Source organism: Actinobacillus genomosp. 2 (assembly GCF_029773605.1).
Taxonomy (GTDB): domain Bacteria; phylum Pseudomonadota; class Gammaproteobacteria; order Enterobacterales; family Pasteurellaceae; genus Actinobacillus.
This window is the reverse complement of record NZ_CP103807.1, coordinates 1521556-1539885: the sequence shown is the minus strand read 5'-3', so window position 1 is coordinate 1539885 and position 18330 is coordinate 1521556. Positions and strand designations below refer to the sequence as shown.

The window sequence follows — 18330 nt, the reverse complement described above, 5'->3', positions numbered from 1 at the left end:
TGGGAACAAACTGGAAAAACAAATGCCCGATTTTGCCAAAATATGCAAAAAATCGGGCATTTGATAGAAAAATAGCAAATTAAAGTACAATATCTATACTATTTTGCTTGCAATAGTTTTGGAGTGCTTGGGAAGGGAGTTGATTGACAAATAACTTATCTACCTCAGATAAGTCCGCCATTTTGAACCGATCTTTACGTTCAAGTTTACTGTGATCAACTAATAAAAAGACTTGTTTACTATTTGCTAAGAGTTTTCGCTTAAAGGCAATATTTACCTCGTTCGATTCCCAAATCGCACCATCTGCAACACCGGTACAGGAAATAATCGCAATATCAATCTTTAAACGGGATAATAACTGCTCGGAAAGCGGGCCGTAAAACGCATTATATTTTTCAACATAAACACCACCGGTCGCAATCGTTTCAATATGCGGTTGATGCGATAGACTATAAATAATCCGCATCGAGCTACTCACTACTTTACATGGGATATTCGGTATTCGTTGTGCCACATTCCAAGCGGTTGAGCTGGCATCTAACGCAATGGTTGCTTCCGGAAATAAATGTTTAACCACATTTTCCGCAATCTTTTTTTCGCGTTGCTGTTCATTCTTTGACGAACAATGAAAGATCTTCCTACATCCCGCTGTTTATTACTTACTGCCCCACCATGAGTTCGGTGTAATAATCCGTCCTTTGCCAACTTATTTAAATCTCGGCGAATCGTTTCAACCGATACCCCAAACTGCTCAGCAAGTTCAAGCACACTAGCTTGCTTAAATTCTTCTAAATATTTAATAATCAATGAACAACGGCTTTCCATAACTTTAACCAACTTCTTACAAAATTGTAGCTAAATCTAACCGCTTGCAAATGGACTGTCGAGCAACGAAATTCAAATATTCGAGTCCGATCACATTATTTTAAAAATACAAACGACAAGCAAATACTCGCCGTTTGTATTTAAAAGGATTAATTAATATTAAATTTCTTACTAAAATCTTCCGGTAGCTCTTGATCTGAAATACATAAATCAAACTGAGAAAAATCTCCGACATAGGCTTTTTGGATTTTATGTAATTTTGAATGATCAAACACTAAAATTGCCTGCTGCGTTTTTGCTATGGCCTTTTGTTTCGTTTTTGCCTCTTCAAAATTAAAGCAAGTAATACCTTTCTTTAAATCAATACCTGCCGCGGAAATAAACGCTTTTGTGGTACAAATAACATCTAATTCATTGGTTAGCTGAATAGGAGTCATAAAAGAATTATGACGAGAATAATTACCTCCGCATAAAATTACTTGGCAATTAGGCTTCTCTTGTAACACCATAAAAGTATTGATTGAGCAGCATATGGCTGTAAACGTAACAGACGGATCAATTTGAGATGCAATAAAAGGAATCGTTGAACCACAATCAAAAAAAACGATATCCCCATCTTCAACCAATTTAGCAGCAAGACTTCCTATCTGCATTTTTTCTGCAATATGCTTGGTTTCTTGTTCAAAAATCTGATAATTCGCTTCATTAGTTTTTTGTGGATCACGAACAATATAGCCGCCTAATAACACGATTGAGCCTGCACTGGCATTAATATCCCGTCTGATCGTCATTTCCGATACATTCAGAATATCCGCAGCATCACGTAAATGCACCTTATCCATTTTCTTGAGTAAAAATTCAAGTCTTTGAATGCGTGACTGTATTTTATTATCCATAACAGGCTCATTATCTCTTATTAGTAATTACTACTATTGTCTTTTAATCCATTAATAATCGCAATCCCTGCACTTGCTCCAATTCGGGTTGCTCCGGCTTCAATCATAGCTAATGCTGTTTCCGTATCTCTAACGCCTCCTGAGGCTTTTACACCGATTTCAGATCCGACTGTTTTACGCATTAAAGCAATATCCTCTATGGTTGCTCCGCCACGATTAAAACCTGTCGATGTTTTAACAAAACCGACGTTTAATTCTCGACAAATTTCACAAGCTTTTACAATCTCTTCTTTAGTTAACAAACAAGTTTCTAAGATAACTTTTAACAAAGCCCCTTCGCAAGCTCGTAAAACTTCCTGAATATCTGCCTTAACCGCTTCCCATTTATTAGATTTAATCAATCCAACATTAATGACCATATCAACTTCCTCAGCACCAGCTTTAATCGCTTCTTTTGCTTCGAATGCTTTTACCGATGATAAATTCGCCCCAAGAGGGAAGCCGACCACTGTGCAGATTTTAACATTTGAACTGGCTAGTTTTTGTTTTGCTAAAGGTATATACCCTGAATTAATACATACCGAAAAGAATTGATTTTCTACCGCTTCATCACAAAGCTGCAGAATATCTTGCTCAGTTTTTTCTGCTGTTAACGCTGTATGATCAATAAATTTCGCAATTTCATTCGGTTTCATAAGAATTTCTCCTCAATGGTTGATATTAACTAATTTTTTGTGTTTTTAATAATACAGCAAAAAATTTCAGAAACTGTGATCAATGTCACTTTTTTAACATTATAAATTGATTAGAATTAAATATAGTTAATTTTGTTACTTTAATAACATTCAATAATAAGGGGATCATTATGGCTATTTTCAAAGAAGCTCCAGATTTACCAATAACTAAATCAAAAGAAGAAATAGATAAAGCATATCGCTATTGGAGACTACATCTAATGTTAGTTAGCTATATAGGATATGCTGTCTTTTATTTTACGCGTAAAGGTTTTAACTTTGTTATGCCTGAAATGCTGGCAGATCTTGGTTTACAAAAAGCTGATATTGGGATTATGGGAACTGCATTTTATCTTACTTATGGTGCATCAAAATTCCTCTCTGGCGTTATCGGAGATAGATCAAATCCTCGTTATTTTATGGGATTAGGTCTAATGGCAACTGGGGTTGTAAATATCCTGTTTGGTATGAGTTCATCTCTGTTTATGTTTGTCACATTGTGGATGATTAACGCCTTTTTCCAAGGTTGGGGCTGGCCTCCTTGTTCAAAAATTTTAAATACTTGGTACTCTCGTAATGAACGAGGTTTATGGTGGGCAATTTGGAATACTTCACATAACGTAGGTGGAGCACTTATTCCTATTATTGCTGGTGCGGTAACGCTTAGCTTAGGGTGGCGTTATGGAATGATTATTCCTGGCGTTATCGCTGTAATTGTTGGTTTAGGACTTTGTATACTATTACGAGATCGCCCCGCATCAATGGGTTTACCAACAGTTGGTGAATGGCGTAATGATATTGATGAGAAAAAACACGAAAGTGAAGGAGTTGGACTTTCAACTTGGGAAATCTTAAAAAACTACGTGTTTAAAAACAATATTATTTGGGCTTTAGCTATTTCCTATGCTCTAGTTTATATCGTACGTACGGGTATCAACGATTGGGGTAACCTATATTTAAAAGAAATTCACCACTATAACTTATTAGAAGCTAATGCAACTATTGCCTTTTTTGAAATTGGTGGATTCTTGGGAGCTTTATTTGCCGGTTGGGGATCAGATAAATTTTTCCGAGGTAATCGTACTCAGATGAATATTATCTATGTTGTGGGTATTATTGCTGTGGCATTATCTCTTTGGTTTGTACCAAGTGACAATAGCCTATTGATGTCTACATTATTTTTCTTAATGGGTTTCTTTATTTTTGGTCCTCAATTCTTGATTGCAATGGCTGCTGCAGAGAATTCACATAAATATGCTTCAGGTGCATCAACAGGTTTTGTAAGCTTATTTGCTTATATTGGTGCAGCGATTGCTGGTTTACCTCTTTCTCTTGTTATTGAGGAATTTAAATGGAATGGATTCTTTGGTACATTATTTGTAATTTCATTAGCTTGTGCCTTATTGTTAGTTTTAGTGTATTTTTTACAACGATACAAAAATCAAAAAGTAAATGCTTAATTAACTAACAGATCTACTTACTATAAATAATAACCCTGTATATCCTCTATACAGGGTTTTATTTTTTAACAATCAAAATCTAATGCTTGACTTCGCTGAGTGTTATAACTCTATTACTTGACAGAATTAAGGTTATCAATTCAAAAATTGATCGCATATTTACGCTAAAAACAAGCGGTCAAAATTCCCTAAATTTTTGCAATGCAAACGTTTGCGTTATCCGCTATAATGGACAAGAATTTTTTTATTTCTCAAATACGGAATCAACAATGACTGTACAAACCTTTCGTGGCTCTCCAGCCCTCTCTGAATTTCGTCTTAACCAATTCCAAACCAAATTCCAGCAAAATGCGTTACCGGTAAAATCGGTTTATGCGGAATATGTGCATTTTGTTGACTTAAATACTGAACTTAGTGCGATTCAAACTGCTGAAATTAAAGAACTTTTACATTATGGTCCGACTCTTGCTGAACACGAGCCGACCGGCTTTTGCTTAATCGTTACACCTCGTATTGGTACAATTTCTTCATGGTCTTCAAAAGCGACCGATATTGCACACAACTGCGGCTTACAAGCGATAAATCGTATCGAACGTGGTTTAGCTTACTATTTTGAATTCAGCGCAGAGCCGACGGCGGCACAAATTGAAACCTTAAAAGGTTTATTACACGACCGTATGTTAGAAAAGGTATTAGATAACGAAGCGCAAGCAGCAAGTTTGTTTACTCAACAGGAACCTAAACCGTTTACTACCGTAGATATTTTAAACGGCGGTCGTAAAGCGTTAGAAGAAGCGAACGTGAACTTAGGTTTAGCGTTAGCGGATGATGAAATTGATTATTTAGTGGAAAATTTCACCGCTTTAAATCGTAACCCGAATGACATCGAACTTTATATGTTCGCACAGGCGAACTCAGAACATTGTCGCCATAAAATCTTTAATGCGGATTGGACGATTGACGGTCAAAAACAAGAAAAATCATTATTCAAAATGATTAAAAACACCTTCGAGAAAACGCCGGACTACGTGCTTTCAGCTTATAAAGATAATGCGGCGGTAATGGAAGGCTCAAAAGTTGGTCGTTGGTTCCCGGATCAAGACGGTCAATACCGTGCGCACCAAGAAGATGCGCATATCTTAATGAAAGTGGAAACCCATAACCACCCGACTGCAATTTCACCGTTCCCAGGTGCAGCGACCGGTTCAGGCGGTGAAATTCGTGACGAAGGTGCAACCGGTCGCGGTGCAAAACCAAAAGCAGGTTTAACCGGTTTCTCGGTGTCTAACCTTGTGATTCCAAACTTTGAACAACCGTGGGAAAACCCACTTTCAAAACCGAATCGTATCGCTTCAGCACTCGATATTATGATCGAAGGCCCATTGGGCGGTGCGGCATTTAATAACGAATTCGGTCGTCCGGCGTTATTAGGCTATTTCCGTACTTATGAAGAAAAAGTCAACAGCTTTGCCGGTGAAGAAGTACGTGGTTACCACAAACCGATTATGCTCGCAGGTGGTATCGGTAATATCCGTGCAGAACACGTGCAAAAAGGTGAAATTCCGGTCGGTGCGAAATTAATCGTACTTGGTGGTCCGGCAATGAACATCGGCTTAGGCGGCGGTGCGGCTTCGTCTATGGCTTCCGGTAAATCAAAAGAAGATTTGGACTTTGCTTCGGTACAACGTGAAAACCCAGAAATGGAACGCCGTTGCCAAGAAGTGATCGACCGTTGTTGGCAACTAGGTGAAGACAACCCGATTTTATTTATTCACGACGTAGGTGCGGGCGGTTTATCTAACGCAATGCCGGAATTAGTTCACGATGGCGATCGTGGTGGTAAATTCGATTTACGTAAAATTTTATGTGACGAAAAAGGTATGTCACCGCTTGAAATTTGGTGTAATGAATCGCAAGAACGTTATGTATTAGCGGTTGCACCGGAAAAATTAGCGTTATTTACCGAATTATGTGAGCGTGAACGTGCGCCGTTTGCAGTGATCGGTGAAGCGACCGAAGAGAAACATTTAACCCTTAAAGACGATCATTTCGACAATAACCCTATTGATTTGCCGATGAACGTGTTACTCGGTAAAACACCGAAAATGCATCGTGATGTTTCGTCAAAAACTGTTGAAAATCAACCGCTTGATAGCCAACAAATCCAATTAAAAGAAGCGCTACATCGTGTGTTACGTTTACCGGTTGTCGCAGAAAAAACCTTCTTAATCACCATCGGTGACCGTTCGGTAACCGGTATGGTGGCACGAGATCAGATGGTTGGCCCGTGGCAAATTCCGGTAGCGGACTGTGCGGTAACTACAGCAAGTTTAGACAGCTACCACGGTGAAGCAATGTCGATGGGTGAACGTGCGCCGGTTGCTTTATTAGATTTTGGTGCGTCTGCACGTCTTGCGGTGGCGGAATCAATCACCAATATTGCGGCGACTGAAATCGGTGACTTAAAACGCATCAAACTTTCAGCAAACTGGATGTCAGCGGCAGGTCACGCTGGCGAAGATGCCGGTCTTTATGAAGCGGTAAAAGCAGTTGGTGAAGAGCTTTGCCCGGCGTTAGGTATTACGATTCCGGTGGGTAAAGACTCAATGTCAATGCGTACTACATGGGAAGAAAATGGTGAGCAAAAATCAGTCACTGCACCGCTTTCGTTAGTAATTTCAGCATTTGCACGTGTGGAAGATGTGCGTAAAACCGTTACGCCACAATTACGCACCGATAAAGGCCACTCCCGTTTATTACTCATTGATTTAGGCGAAGGAAAAAACCGTTTAGGTGCAACTGCATTAGCACAAGTTTATAAACAACTCGGTGATAAACCGGCGGATGTAGTAAATGTGGAAAGCCTCAAAAATTTCTTCAATGCGATGCAAGCATTAGTTACTGAACGTAAATTATTAGCCTATCATGACCGTTCTGACGGTGGTTTAATTACCACTCTTGCGGAAATGGCATTTGCCGGCAACTGCGGTGTAGAAATTGATATTTCAGCGTTAGGTGATGATGATTTAGCGGTATTATTCAATGAAGAATTAGGGGCGGTAATCCAAGTTGCCGATAATGAATTAGCCAATGTTCGTGAAGTGTTAAAAGCACATAATTTGTTAGGTTTAACGAAAGAATTGGGAGCTGTAACGGAAGGTGATGTATTTGAAATTAGCCGTGGCAGCCGTAAATTATTGAGCGAAAAACGTTCTGAATTACGTGGAATTTGGGCGGAATTAACTCACCAAATGCAACGCTTACGTGATAATCCGGAATGTGCGGATCAAGAGTTTGAAACTAAAAAAGACCCGAATAACAAAGGTTTATCAACCTTCTTAACCTATGATGTTAACGAAGATATTACGGCTCCATTTATCAATAAAGGTGTAAAACCGACTGTCGCAATCTTACGTGAACAAGGCGTAAACAGCCATTACGAAATGGCGGCAGCATTCGACCGTGCCGGCTTTAATGCGATTGACGTACATATGTCAGACTTAATGGCAGGCAGAAGAAATCTGAAAGATTTTAATGCGTTAGTAGCGTGTGGTGGCTTCTCTTACGGTGATGTACTCGGCGCTGGTGGCGGTTGGGCGAAATCGATTTTATTCAACCCAATGTTACGTGAACAGTTCAGTCAATTCTTTGCGAATCCGAACACGCTTGCATTAGGCGTGTGTAACGGTTGCCAAATGGCTTCAAACCTAGCGGAAATTATCCCAGGTACGGAAAACTGGCCACGTTTCGTGCGTAACAAATCGGAACGCTTTGAAGCTCGTGTTGGCTTAGTGAAAATCAACGAAACCAACAACCATTGGTTCCAAGGTATGGCGGGTTCACATATGCCGATTGCCGTTTCACACGGTGAAGGGCAGGTGGAGTTCAAATCGGCACAACAACTTGCCGGCTTAACCGCACAAAAACTTGTGATCGCACAATATATCGACAACAACTTACAACCGACCGAAGTTTACCCAGCTAACCCTAACGGTTCGGTAAACGGCATCACCGCAATCTCAAACACAGATGGACGTGTCGCTATCATGATGCCACACCCAGAACGTGTTTACCGTGCAGTATCTAACTCTTGGTGTCCTGATAATTGGACTGAGGACGGTGCGTGGATGAGATTGTTTAGAAATGCGAGAGTGGCACTTAAATAATTAAGTGTAAATTGATGAGAAAAGGCAACTACTGAAAGGTGGTTGTCTTTTTTATTAGCTTTATTATTATCCTAATAGTACTATCTCCCGATGAGTTCTTTTCTATCCTAATCAATTATCAACTCGTCTAGATGATGGGTAGTATTGCGTTGTAATGTTAAAAAAAGCGGTTAAATATCCTTAAACATTTACAACATCTAAGGAAAAATTAACCGCTAAATATATAAAAGATATTATGAATAATTATTGACCGTAATACGCATTCGCACCGTGTTTGCGTAGGTAATGCTTATCAAGTAATTCTTGTTGCATTGAACCGATATTTGGGCGGATTTGATGGCTAACAAAATTCATATATGCCACTTCTTCTAATACCACTGAATTGTGGACTGCTTCATGTGCATCTTTACCCCAAGTGAAAGGCCCGTGCGAATGGACTAATACGCCCGGAACCATGTCCGGATTAATACCGCGTTTACGGAATGTTTCTACTACTACCTTACCGGTTTCTAATTCATATTCACCAGCAATTTCTTCTGGGGTCATACGGCGTGTACAAGGTACAGATCCATAGAAATAGTCACCTTGTGTTGTACCTAAAGCAAGAATATCTTCACCGGCTTGTGCCCATGCGGTTGCATGACGTGAATGGGTATGCACTACGCCACCGATATTCGGGAATTGACGGTAAAATTCTAAGTGAGTTGCGGTATCGGACGATGGTTTTTTATCGCCAAATACTCGGTTGCCTTGTAAATCAACAAATACGATATCTTCCGGTTTCATTGTTTCATATTCTACACCGGAAGGTTTAATCGCAACATAACCGGTTTCACGGTCGATTTCACTCACGTTACCCCAAGTAAACGTGACTAATTTATATTTTGGTAATTCAAGATTTGCTTTAAATACGCGATCTCGCATCGCAAGTAATTTTGGAGATAATTCTGTTAACATTGGAAACCACCTTCTTTCATTTTTTGTTCAATCCAACGGCGAGCATTAATAATTTCCGCGATTGGTTCTTCCGCTTTTTCCGTCCACATTTCAATTAAGAATGCACCACGATAATTTAATTTTGCCAAGATCTCGAAGAAACCTTTGAAGTCCACACAACCGTTACCAAACGGTACATCTCGGAATTGTCCTTTGCAAGTTTCAGTGACCTTATAAGTATCTTTTAAATGAATTGCTGAAATTTTATCAATACCTAGGGCAAATTCGGCTTCAATATCATCATTCCAAGCCGAAACGTTGCCGATATCCGGATAGACGGTAAACCATGGTGATTTGATCATTTCGTCCCATTTTTTCCAACGTTTAATCGAACTCATAAACTTGGTATCCATAATCTCTACAGCAAGAGTTACTTGATTACTTGCCGCCAGTTCGGTTGCCCATTCTAAACCTTGTTGGAAGCGTTGAATTGTACCTTCATCTTGTTCTTCATAATACACATCGTAGCCGGCTAATTGAATGGTACGAATACCTAAATCTACTGCAAGTTGGATCGCTTTTTCCATAATTTCATAGGCTTTTTGACGAGTAGCTTCATCATGAGAACCGAATGGGAAACGACGATGACCAGATAAACACATAGATGGAATCGTTACTCCAGTATTAATAATTGCTTTAACTAATTCTATTCTCTGTTCCTTTGTCCAATCTAAACGAGCTAAACGTTCGTCTGTTTCATCCACAGACATTTCGACAAAATCAAAACTGCATGCTTTGGCAATAGAGAGTCTATCTTGCCAAGAAATATTTTTAGGTAATGCTTTTTCGTAAATTCCTAACTTATGTTTTCTCATATTCATCCCCTAGTTCAAATAATGGTTTTAGTAAAAAATAACGTTTTTTTAACCGCTTGTATATATTCGTATATCTTATTGTTTTAAGCAAGAATGATTTCCACCCCTTTATCCCGAATAAGTTTAAGCATTTTAGGGTCAGCTTCTTTGCCGGTAATAAGTATATCCACATCATCAATCTCTCTAAATAACATACCGATTTCTTTACCCAGTTTAGTGCTGTCCAATAACACGACATATTTACTGGCTTTTGATGACATTTGTGCTTCTGAATTGGCAATAATCATATCGGTTTTAAATAAACCTTCTTGCGTAAACCCCTTACCGCTGGTAAACATAATATTTGCCGCATACATAAATTCGTTCTGTTGATTAAGTGAAAGCGTGACTTGCTTATTTTTATTATATTGTCCGCCCATAATCACTACATCATCGTGTTGTTGCTCAATTAACTCATTGGCAAGCGGTAGAAAATTAGTAATAATTTGCAATTTTTGACCGCATAGTACCTGCCCTAATAATTGCATCGTGGAGCCACAGGTTAAAATCACGCTGTCTCCCTCTTTGCATAATTTACTTGCTGCTTCGGCGATACGGCGTTTTTCTTCCAAATTATTAATGGTTTTTTCTTGTGTTAATGACGTATGTTTGTTAATTGCTTCTGCACCGTTACGCACTTTACGTAATTTTTTCTGTTCGCTCAGTTTATTAATATCTCGTCTAGCAGTTGCCGGCGAGATATTTAAAAGATTCATAATTTCCAAGGTTGAAAGCATTTGCTTTGCTTCCAGTAAGGACAATAATTTTTTATGTCTAAAATTTTCGTTCATTACCATGTTCCTTTTTGCAATATCTCATTTTAAATCATGCACAATGAACCGAAAAATAAGCCACTCTTATATCTTTTAAGAGTGGCTTGGTTTCAATTAAAGCATTGATTTAAATTGAATATTTGGTTCCTGCTCGAAACAATCGTCAAAGCCACGTGGATGGTGGTACTCAATTAGGTCTTTATCACGAGGATAAACATATTTACCACCTACTTCCCAAATAAACGGATGGAATTTGTATTGTAATCGGTCTTTACGCATACGCCATAAATCAATGATTTCTTGCGTGCTTGCCATAAAGTTTGTCCAAATATCGTGATGAACTGGGATAATCACTTTTGTACGTAAACATTCTGCCATACGGAGTAAGTCGATAGAAGTCATTTTATCTGCGATACCCACTGGGTTTTCACCATAGTTATTTAACGCTACGTCAATATCGAATTCTTTACCGTGTTTCGCAAATTGGATTGAGTAGTGCGAGTCTGCACCGTGATAAATATTACCGCCCGGTGTTTTGAAGACATAGTTTACAGCCTTACGTCCCATTTCTTCATCAGATGGACATAAACCTTTTAACTCACCGCCTTGCTCTTCAGCACCTTCAACCGGTAAGGTCACTAAACAGGTACGGTCAAAGGAATCTAATGCGTGAATTTCTACATCTTTAATTTTTACAACATCACCCGGTTTTACAACAATGATACGATCTTCTGGTACGCCCCATTTTTTCCATAATTCACCACAGTGCCATGGACCAACAAATTTCACATGATTTAACTTAGGATTGTTTACGATAGCAGCAGCAACATTTACATCAATATGATCGCTGTGATAGTGAGATGCAAGAATGAAGTCTACTTCGTTAATTGCAAATGGGTCCAATACCATCGGTTGTGCACGTAGATTCGGTTGTAATTTACGCACCCCAGCCATATTCGCCATTTGATGGCCACGCACCATATCTTTTACTTTCTTAGTAGACTTACCACGACTACACCATAAGTCCATACAAATGTTTGCACCTGCAGGTGTTTTAATCCACACGCCTACACAACCTAACCACCACATTGCGAAGTTACCTTCCGGCACCACTTCTTCCTCAATTTCTTCATTTAACCAAGTACCCCATTCTGGAAAGGTAGAAAGGATCCAGCTTTCTCGTGTGATTTCATTAACTTTTGCCATAGTAAACTCCTAATGTTTTTGAAGGAAGATATTAAGTTTTAATCACTTACAATCATAAATAATCATCATTTTTTGTAAAATGATTTTTTTGAAAAATGTGATCTACCTCTAACTTTTTATTTAATCTCATTAAATTGCAGAATCACTGATATTTTTCTTAAACGTACCCCAATTACGAATACCTCACAATTTTACTTATATATCAATAACTTAATAAAATATCATAGTTATTGCCTCCTAACATTGCATACATTTATTTAACAAATGAGCAGAAAAATCATAGGAATGAAAAATAAATTGTGATCTTGTTCACAAATAATCAAAATTAATCTTTTTCAAGAAGATGTTACTGTTTATCATTTGCACCGTAGTAAAAATATACTACGTTTTATATTTAGCTTAACCAATAAAACTATGAGATTTTCTAAATCTCATCATTACTACTCAACATTAAAACAGAGAGGCTCGCTATGGATACATTAATGAGTATCTTTATGGCAATTAATGACCAAGTCTTGTCTAAAGCACCATTATTACTGGGGCTTGTTGCTTGTATCGGTTATATATTCCTAAAAAAAGATTTAACAACTATTTTAAAAGGTACAATCAAAACGATTGTAGGTTTTATGTTGGTACAAGTCGGTTCAGGTACACTTGTACAAAACTTTAAACCAGTTATTGAAGGCTTATCTAAATATCACAACCTAAAAGGTGCGGTGATTGACCCATATACAAGTTGGCAAGCTACAATGAGTACTATGGGGGATGCTTATGCATATGTGGGCTATGCGGTAATTTTAGCCTTATTCCTTAATATCCTACTTGTATTATTCAGACACTTTACCGGTATTCGTACTATTATGCTTACCGGTCATATTATGTTCCAACAAGCTGGCTTGGTTGCTGTAGTATTCTGGGTACTTGGTTCAAAACCATGGGAAGTGGTTGTATATACTGCAATCATTATGGCACTTTATTGGGGTATCTTCTCTAATATGATGTACCAAGCAACCCAACAAATTACCGGCGGTGCGGGTTTCTCTATCGGTCACCAACAACAATTTGCGTCTTGGTTAGCGGCAAAAGTTGCACCGAAATTAGGTAAAAAAGAAGAAACGGTTGATAAACTCAACTTACCTAAATGGTTACATATTTTCCACGACAGTATTTCGGCAACCGCGATCGTAATGACGGTGTTCTTCGGTATTATCCTAATGTCATTCGGTTTAGATAACCTACAACAAATGGCAGGTAAAACACACTGGACAATTTACATCTTTGAAACCGGCTTAAAATTTGCGGTGGCAATCCAAGTTATCGTGCTTGGTGTGCGTATGTTCGTAGCAGAATTATCTGAATCATTCAAAGGGATTTCTGAACGTTTAATTCCAAATGCAGTATTAGCTATTGACTGTGCGGCAACTTATGCATTCTCACCAAATGCGGTGGTATTCGGTTTTATGTGGGGTGCTATAGGTCAGTTTGTTGCGGTAGGTGGATTAATCGCTTATCAACAATTCGGTGGCGGTGACGCTTCAGCTGCGGTATTAATTATTCCGGGCTTTATCCCGATGTTCTTCTCTAACGCAACAATCGGTGTATTCGCAAACCATTTCGGTGGTTGGAAAGCGGTGATGAAAATCTGTTTCGTGATGGGGATTATTGAAGTACTCGGTTCTGCATGGGTAGTAAGCTTAATTACCAGTACAGAAGGCGGTGTAGGCTTTAACGGCTGGATGGGTATGGCAGATTGGGCGTTATTATTCCCACCAATTATCCAAGGTATGTTCTTTAGCCCGACTGGTGCAACTTTCGTATGTATTGTGTTAGCACTTGTATATATGGCATTTGCAGGTAAACAATTACGTACCGACGAAGCAAGAGCGAAAGCAGAAGGCAAAACCGTAGACCAATTATACGGTTTCGGTGAACCGGTAGAACAAGAAGCTGAACCTACTCAAACAACAGAAAGCAATGTGGAAAATGATACAAAAGCGGTGCGTATCTTAGCGGTATGTGGCTCTGGTCAAGGTTCATCTATGATGATGAAAATGAAAATTAAACAATACCTTGATAAACGTGGTATTCCAAATGTGATGGATTCCTGTGCGGTCACTGATCATAAAGGTAAGGTCGGTTCGGTAGATATCATTGTGTGTTCTAAACACTTACAAAATGAGATTGTAGCAAATGAGCATATCTCGGTATTAGGCGTACAAAATATGTTAAATCCGAATACTTTTGGTGATGAATTGTTAGCTCTTATTAAAAAATATCAATAACACCGTCCGCCTCTGAACTGGGGCGGATTATTCAAATAAATTTTCTCACATAAAGGAAGTAAAACTATGTTAAAAGAATCACTTATCGAAAATAATTCAATTCTTTTAAATCAAAGTGCGGCAGATTGGAAAGCAGCAATCAAATTAGGTACGGATGTTTTAGAAAAATCAGGTGCGATTGAAGCTCGTTATTACACCAGTATTATTGAAAATATTGAAAAAATGGGGCCATATATCATTCTTGCACCGGGTCTTGCTATGCCACATTCTCGTCCGGAAGAAGGTGTTATTAAAACCTCGTTCGCCTTAGTAACCTTAAAAGAGCCTATTTATTTTGATGGAGAAGATGAGCCTGTTTCGGTATTTGTTACATTAGCCGGTAGTGATTCCGATAAACATATGGAAGGTTTAATGGAAATTACTCAAGTATTGGACAATCCGGATAGCGATACTGGGGTAGATTTAGATAAAATCTTACGTTGTCAGACTAAAGAAGATATTTATGCGGTGATTGATCAGGCGTTAGCTGGTTAAGATATTCCCTCTCTCTGCTTGTTTCGCTAAACTCTTCAACAAGCAATCTCTCTACCGATAACGAGAGAGAGGAATAAAGTACAATTTAAAAATTCATAAAAGGAACAAAATATGTCAAAACCATTACTTCAAATTGCATTAGATTCATTAAGTCTAGAAAAAGCGGTTGCAGATGCAAAACAAGCAGAAAGTGTAGTAGAAATTATTGAATGCGGTACGATTCTTGCCTGTGCGGAAGGAATGAAAGCAGTTTCAACTTTACGAGCATTACACCCAAATCATATTATCGTATGCGATTTAAAAACCACGGACGGCGGTGCTATTTTAGCAAAAATGGCTTTCGAGGCAGGTGCAGACTGGTTAACAGTTTCAGCAGCAGCACATCCGGCAACCAAAGCTGCATGTAAGAAAGTGGCGGATGATTTTAATGCGGCACATCCTGAATTAAAAGTGAAGAAAGAAATCCAAATCGAAATTTACGGTAACTGGACAGTAGAAAAAGATGCGAAAGAATGGGTTGACTTAGGGGTTACACAAGCAATCTACCATCGTTCTAGAGACGCTGAATTAGCCGGCAAAGGCTGGACTGCGGAAGATGTGGAACTTATGAAACAACTCTCTGCATTAGGTTTAGAATTATCAATTACCGGCGGTATTGTACCGGAAGATATTCATTTATTTAAAGAAATTAAAAATGCGAAAGCCTTTATTGCTGGTCGAGCTTTAGTTGGTGAAAAAGGTAAACAAACTGCGGAAGCGATTCGTGCCGAAATTGATAAGTATTGGGCTTAAGTTCAACTTAATTAAACTCGTTTTAATTAGATAATCTTCGATTCATATAGATGAAAAATACCGGTAATTTAACTCTTACCGGTATTTTTATAATCCCCCCTCGGAACTAATATACTTAATCTAGCTCGGCTTATCTCCCTAGGAGAATAAAAGCATTTCTTGTAGTACTTATATTATTACTTCAAACTCACAGCCGCCATAAAACAGGCTTGTTTACATTCTCCGCAGCCGTTGCAGAGATCATTATTAATGGTAAGTTCAGATGAAATCGCTTGTTGAGGGCAACTTTGGATACAGTTATCACAAGGTTGCCCTTTTGTTTGTAAGCAATCATTTGAGAATTGAGGGCGGAGTTCTGTATCTTTTTTAAAAGAGAGATGTAGGGCTTGAGTCGGGCAGCTTTCGGCACATTTGCCACAAAGTGTACAAGCGGAGAAAGTTAAATCTAATACCGCTTGTTGTTGGCGAATATCAATAACCCCCATTGGACAAGCTGTGACACATTTGCCGCAGCCGTCACAAGCAACTTGGAATAAGTGTTCCGGTGCGGCAAAAGGCGGTCGGTTTTCTGCTCGAATTGGGTTTTGATGAGCTTTCGTTTGGCGAAAAAAACCGGTAAATAACTCCCGACGAGAAAAAACTCTCGGTGTGATTTCAAGTGGTGGTAATTTGTTTTTGCCTAACATAGCTTAACGATAAAAAGACACTTGAGGAATAATAATTGCTAACTGTTGTTGCCAATCTTTTAAGGTTTGTTGGGCCAGCAACGCTAAACCTTGATAGAACGGAAAATCCGTTTGTTGAGCGACTAAATCGAAATAATGTTCCGCCCAAATCAACAAATATTTACTCAAATATTCCGGTAATAATGCAGGTTTACTTTCTGCAAGATAAGCGGCAAGTAATAACATTAAGCCAATATGATCTTCCGGCTCAGTTTCGTTCTGAGTTAACGCAATTTGGTGCTTGCGTAAAAAATTACGTAAATCCAATAACGAATTACCAAAAATAACTGATTCAGGATCAAGATAGACTGAACTCCACGGCGGTGCAATAAGTTGCTCCGGTCCAATAAACAGACGTTGATATTGTTCAGATAAATCTTGGGTTAAACCTTGGGCAATTAACTGCTTAATTTGGGATTCATTGGCTAATTCTCCCCATTCATTTGCCCAATTTTCTTGTTGGAAAAAATGCAAAGCCGACTGTACATTGTCATCGCTCGGTTCATAGTAAAATAATGAGCCTAATAATCTTCCGCTGATTGAAATCCATTGTTGTAATTCGTTTTGCATTTTATTTTCCTTATTTATCTCATAACGGTGGGTTTCCCCACCATTATATTTTAGTTTATACCGCCATGCCGGAGGTCATATGTAAACCATAGAATAGTACACGTCCAATCATTTCAGCTGCTAATGTGATAAGTACAGCGAGTGAAAGTAACGGTAATGTTCTACCTTTTACAATCAATGCTGCCGCCACCGCTAATAAACAGAGGCGTAACACTTGCATAATGGCAAAATCCGGCACTAAATTGACCGCTTGTTGTACCGAACTATGGATATGTGCTAATCCAAATGCTTGGTAAATCACTACTACCGCGACACAGAATACTGCTAGCACATATAACCAAGGGCTACATTTTACTTGATAATCCTGGTGCGGGTTTGTGCTTAATACCGCCACCGCTAACGCACAGCCTCCAAGCACAACGGTTAAATAGAATTGCCAAGACGTAATAGCATTATTCCAAGTCGGTACGGTAGGTAAATGATAAAGGTTATTCATCATATACATAAATACGATACCCACCAAGGCTGTCACCACTAACCACACTTTGTTCAATCCTTGTGACATTTTGCCTAATACGGCGAATAACCAATAAATACCGGCTAAAGCGAAAAATACTGCACCGCTGGCAATTTCATTACTCATCATAGAACTGCCAACACGATTTAATGAGTTAAATGCTCTCAATGGCGAGCCTAAGTGTGTCACGGACGCAATAAAACCACACCCTAACAATAACAATGCGATAAACAGTCCTTTATGTAAATAACCTTGGCTTTTCGGACTCGTCCCTTTGCACATCACAAAGGTAAAAATCAGCCAAAATCCGACCGCTGTTTGGGCTAACACCGTAAAGAAAACCAACGGTAATTCATGTAATCCTGCATTCATATTACACCTCTCTTGGATTCGCTAAGAACCCAGTTGTATCGCCACTTAGGCGTGCGTGTTTATTGGCTTTAACCACTAAATTCGGTTTAGTTAAATCCGCTGACGGTAACGGTGCAATCGATGCCTGATCACCATATTTTGCACGTAGCTCTTTAATCGGTGCAAAATCTAATGCACGTAACGGGCAAGATTCGACGCAAATCGGTTTTTGTCCATCTTTCACGCGAGAATAACAACCGTCACATTTAGTCATATGCCCTTTGCTTGCACTATATTGTGGTGCATCGTAAGGGCACGCCATACTGCAATAGCGACAACCGATACAGGTGTCTTCATTTACCATCACAAAACCGTCTGCATTTTTGTGCATCGCACCGGTCGGACACACTTTCACACACGCAGGGTCGTCACAATGGTTACACGAAATCGACATATAGTAAGCAAAGACATCTTGGTTCCAACAACCATCATTGCCTTGCACCCAATTCCCACCGGCATATTCATAAATACGGCGGAAATTCACATCAGTACCTAAATCTTTATAATCCTTGCACGCTAATTCGCAAGTTTTACAACCTGTGCAACGTTCAGAATCGAAATAAAAACCATATTGTTCCATAGTTCACCT

General features: G+C 38.9%; 15 protein-coding genes and 1 pseudogene. 5 read left to right on the top strand and 11 right to left on the bottom strand.

Annotated elements, in window-relative coordinates:
• Positions 1-79: 79 nt before the first annotated feature.
• From NYR60_RS07720 to deoC, 3 genes and pseudogenes are all read right to left on the bottom strand, one after another.
• Positions 80-825 (bottom strand): annotated as a pseudogene (locus NYR60_RS07720) (DeoR/GlpR family DNA-binding transcription regulator).
• Between the two features lie 149 nt (positions 826-974).
• Positions 975-1721 carry a DNA-binding transcriptional repressor DeoR gene (gene deoR / locus NYR60_RS07715; RefSeq protein WP_279466528.1) on the bottom strand — a complete coding sequence of 249 codons (747 nt, stop codon included), beginning with the start codon at positions 1719-1721 and terminating at the stop codon, positions 975-977.
• 20 nt (positions 1722-1741) lie between these two features.
• Positions 1742-2416 (bottom strand): deoxyribose-phosphate aldolase, encoded by a 675-nt coding sequence (gene deoC / locus NYR60_RS07710; RefSeq protein ID WP_005613266.1) that lies wholly within the window; start codon positions 2414-2416, stop codon positions 1742-1744.
• A gap of 170 nt (positions 2417-2586) precedes the next feature.
• On the opposite strand from deoC, the gene uhpC reads away from it, so the two are divergent.
• Together uhpC and purL are read left to right on the top strand one after the other, a co-directional pair.
• Positions 2587-3915 carry an MFS transporter family glucose-6-phosphate receptor UhpC gene (uhpC, locus tag NYR60_RS07705; protein WP_279466524.1) on the top strand — a complete coding sequence of 443 codons (1329 nt, stop codon included), beginning with the start codon at positions 2587-2589 and terminating at the stop codon, positions 3913-3915.
• Positions 3916-4184: 269 nt separating this feature from the next.
• Positions 4185-8081, top strand: a complete 3897-nt coding sequence (gene purL / locus NYR60_RS07700) for a phosphoribosylformylglycinamidine synthase (protein ID WP_279466523.1) — start codon at positions 4185-4187, stop codon at positions 8079-8081.
• A 243-nt stretch (positions 8082-8324) separates the two neighbouring features.
• Here the strand turns inward: purL and NYR60_RS07695 are convergent, their stop codons facing one another.
• The 4 genes from NYR60_RS07695 to ulaG form a co-directional block, all read right to left on the bottom strand.
• Positions 8325-9038: an L-ribulose-5-phosphate 4-epimerase gene (locus NYR60_RS07695; protein ID WP_279466522.1), complete on the bottom strand. Its 714-nt coding sequence runs from the start codon at positions 9036-9038 to the stop codon at positions 8325-8327.
• The gene (locus NYR60_RS07690) at positions 9032-9892 is read right to left on the bottom strand and encodes an L-ribulose-5-phosphate 3-epimerase (protein ID WP_279466521.1); all 861 of its coding nucleotides are present in this window, start codon (positions 9890-9892) and stop codon (positions 9032-9034) included. The genes NYR60_RS07695 and NYR60_RS07690 overlap by 7 nt, the downstream gene beginning before the upstream one ends.
• Positions 9893-9975: 83 nt before the next feature.
• Entirely contained in the window at positions 9976-10722 is a 747-nt protein-coding gene (gene ulaR, locus NYR60_RS07685; protein WP_279466520.1) for an HTH-type transcriptional regulator UlaR, read from the bottom strand.
• Positions 10723-10818: 96 nt separating this feature from the next.
• Positions 10819-11910, bottom strand: coding sequence for an L-ascorbate 6-phosphate lactonase (gene ulaG, locus NYR60_RS07680; protein WP_279466519.1), 1092 nt, complete (start codon positions 11908-11910; stop codon positions 10819-10821).
• A 470-nt stretch (positions 11911-12380) separates the two neighbouring features.
• Here ulaG and NYR60_RS07675 point away from each other — a divergent pair, with 470 nt between their 5' ends.
• The 3 genes from NYR60_RS07675 (at position 12381) to NYR60_RS07665 (ending at position 15518) form a co-directional block, all read left to right on the top strand.
• On the top strand, positions 12381-14192 hold the full coding sequence (locus NYR60_RS07675) for a PTS ascorbate-specific subunit IIBC (RefSeq protein ID WP_279466517.1): 1812 nt from the start codon (positions 12381-12383) through the stop codon (positions 14190-14192).
• A gap of 66 nt (positions 14193-14258) precedes the next feature.
• Positions 14259-14726 (top strand): PTS sugar transporter subunit IIA, encoded by a 468-nt coding sequence (locus NYR60_RS07670; RefSeq protein WP_279466516.1) that lies wholly within the window; start codon positions 14259-14261, stop codon positions 14724-14726.
• A 111-nt stretch (positions 14727-14837) separates the two neighbouring features.
• Entirely contained in the window at positions 14838-15518 is a 681-nt protein-coding gene (locus NYR60_RS07665; RefSeq protein ID WP_279466515.1) for a 3-keto-L-gulonate-6-phosphate decarboxylase UlaD, read from the top strand.
• 176 nt (positions 15519-15694) lie between these two features.
• Here NYR60_RS07665 and napF read toward each other — a convergent pair whose 3' ends face one another.
• From napF to NYR60_RS07645, 4 genes are read right to left on the bottom strand one after another with little or no spacing between them, the layout of a single operon-like run.
• On the bottom strand, positions 15695-16204 hold the full coding sequence (gene napF / locus NYR60_RS07660) for a ferredoxin-type protein NapF (protein ID WP_279466514.1): 510 nt from the start codon (positions 16202-16204) through the stop codon (positions 15695-15697).
• 3 nt (positions 16205-16207) lie between these two features.
• Positions 16208-16813, bottom strand: coding sequence for a Tat proofreading chaperone DmsD (gene dmsD / locus NYR60_RS07655; protein WP_279466513.1), 606 nt, complete (start codon positions 16811-16813; stop codon positions 16208-16210).
• Between the two features lie 55 nt (positions 16814-16868).
• The gene (locus NYR60_RS07650) at positions 16869-17702 is read right to left on the bottom strand and encodes a DmsC/YnfH family molybdoenzyme membrane anchor subunit (RefSeq protein ID WP_279466512.1); all 834 of its coding nucleotides are present in this window, start codon (positions 17700-17702) and stop codon (positions 16869-16871) included.
• Between the two features lies 1 nt (position 17703).
• A complete protein-coding gene (locus tag NYR60_RS07645; RefSeq protein WP_279466511.1) occupies positions 17704-18321 on the bottom strand; it encodes a DMSO/selenate family reductase complex B subunit in 618 nt (205 codons plus the stop codon).
• Between the last annotated feature and the right edge of the window lie 9 nt (positions 18322-18330).

Bases quoted from the DNA above. Each gene is read 5' to 3' on its own strand.
- ulaG (WP_279466519.1), bottom strand. From the start codon at position 11,910: ATGGCAAAAGTTAATGAAATCACACGAGAAAGCTGGATCCTTTCTACC.
- NYR60_RS07650 (WP_279466512.1), bottom strand. From the start codon at position 17,702: ATGAATGCAGGATTACATGAATTACCGTTGGTTTTCTTTACGGTGTTA.
- dmsD (WP_279466513.1), bottom strand. From the start codon at position 16,813: ATGCAAAACGAATTACAACAATGGATTTCAATCAGCGGAAGATTATTA.
- deoC (WP_005613266.1), bottom strand. From the start codon at position 2,416: ATGAAACCGAATGAAATTGCGAAATTTATTGATCATACAGCGTTAACA.
- NYR60_RS07695 (WP_279466522.1), bottom strand. From the start codon at position 9,038: ATGTTAACAGAATTATCTCCAAAATTACTTGCGATGCGAGATCGCGTA.
- NYR60_RS07665 (WP_279466515.1), top strand. From the start codon at position 14,838: ATGTCAAAACCATTACTTCAAATTGCATTAGATTCATTAAGTCTAGAA.
- purL (WP_279466523.1), top strand. From the start codon at position 4,185: ATGACTGTACAAACCTTTCGTGGCTCTCCAGCCCTCTCTGAATTTCGT.
- NYR60_RS07670 (WP_279466516.1), top strand. From the start codon at position 14,259: ATGTTAAAAGAATCACTTATCGAAAATAATTCAATTCTTTTAAATCAA.
- ulaR (WP_279466520.1), bottom strand. From the start codon at position 10,722: ATGAACGAAAATTTTAGACATAAAAAATTATTGTCCTTACTGGAAGCA.
- uhpC (WP_279466524.1), top strand. From the start codon at position 2,587: ATGGCTATTTTCAAAGAAGCTCCAGATTTACCAATAACTAAATCAAAA.
- NYR60_RS07675 (WP_279466517.1), top strand. From the start codon at position 12,381: ATGGATACATTAATGAGTATCTTTATGGCAATTAATGACCAAGTCTTG.
- napF (WP_279466514.1), bottom strand. From the start codon at position 16,204: ATGTTAGGCAAAAACAAATTACCACCACTTGAAATCACACCGAGAGTT.
- NYR60_RS07690 (WP_279466521.1), bottom strand. From the start codon at position 9,892: ATGAGAAAACATAAGTTAGGAATTTACGAAAAAGCATTACCTAAAAAT.
- deoR (WP_279466528.1), bottom strand. From the start codon at position 1,721: ATGGATAATAAAATACAGTCACGCATTCAAAGACTTGAATTTTTACTC.
- NYR60_RS07645 (WP_279466511.1), bottom strand. From the start codon at position 18,321: ATGGAACAATATGGTTTTTATTTCGATTCTGAACGTTGCACAGGTTGT.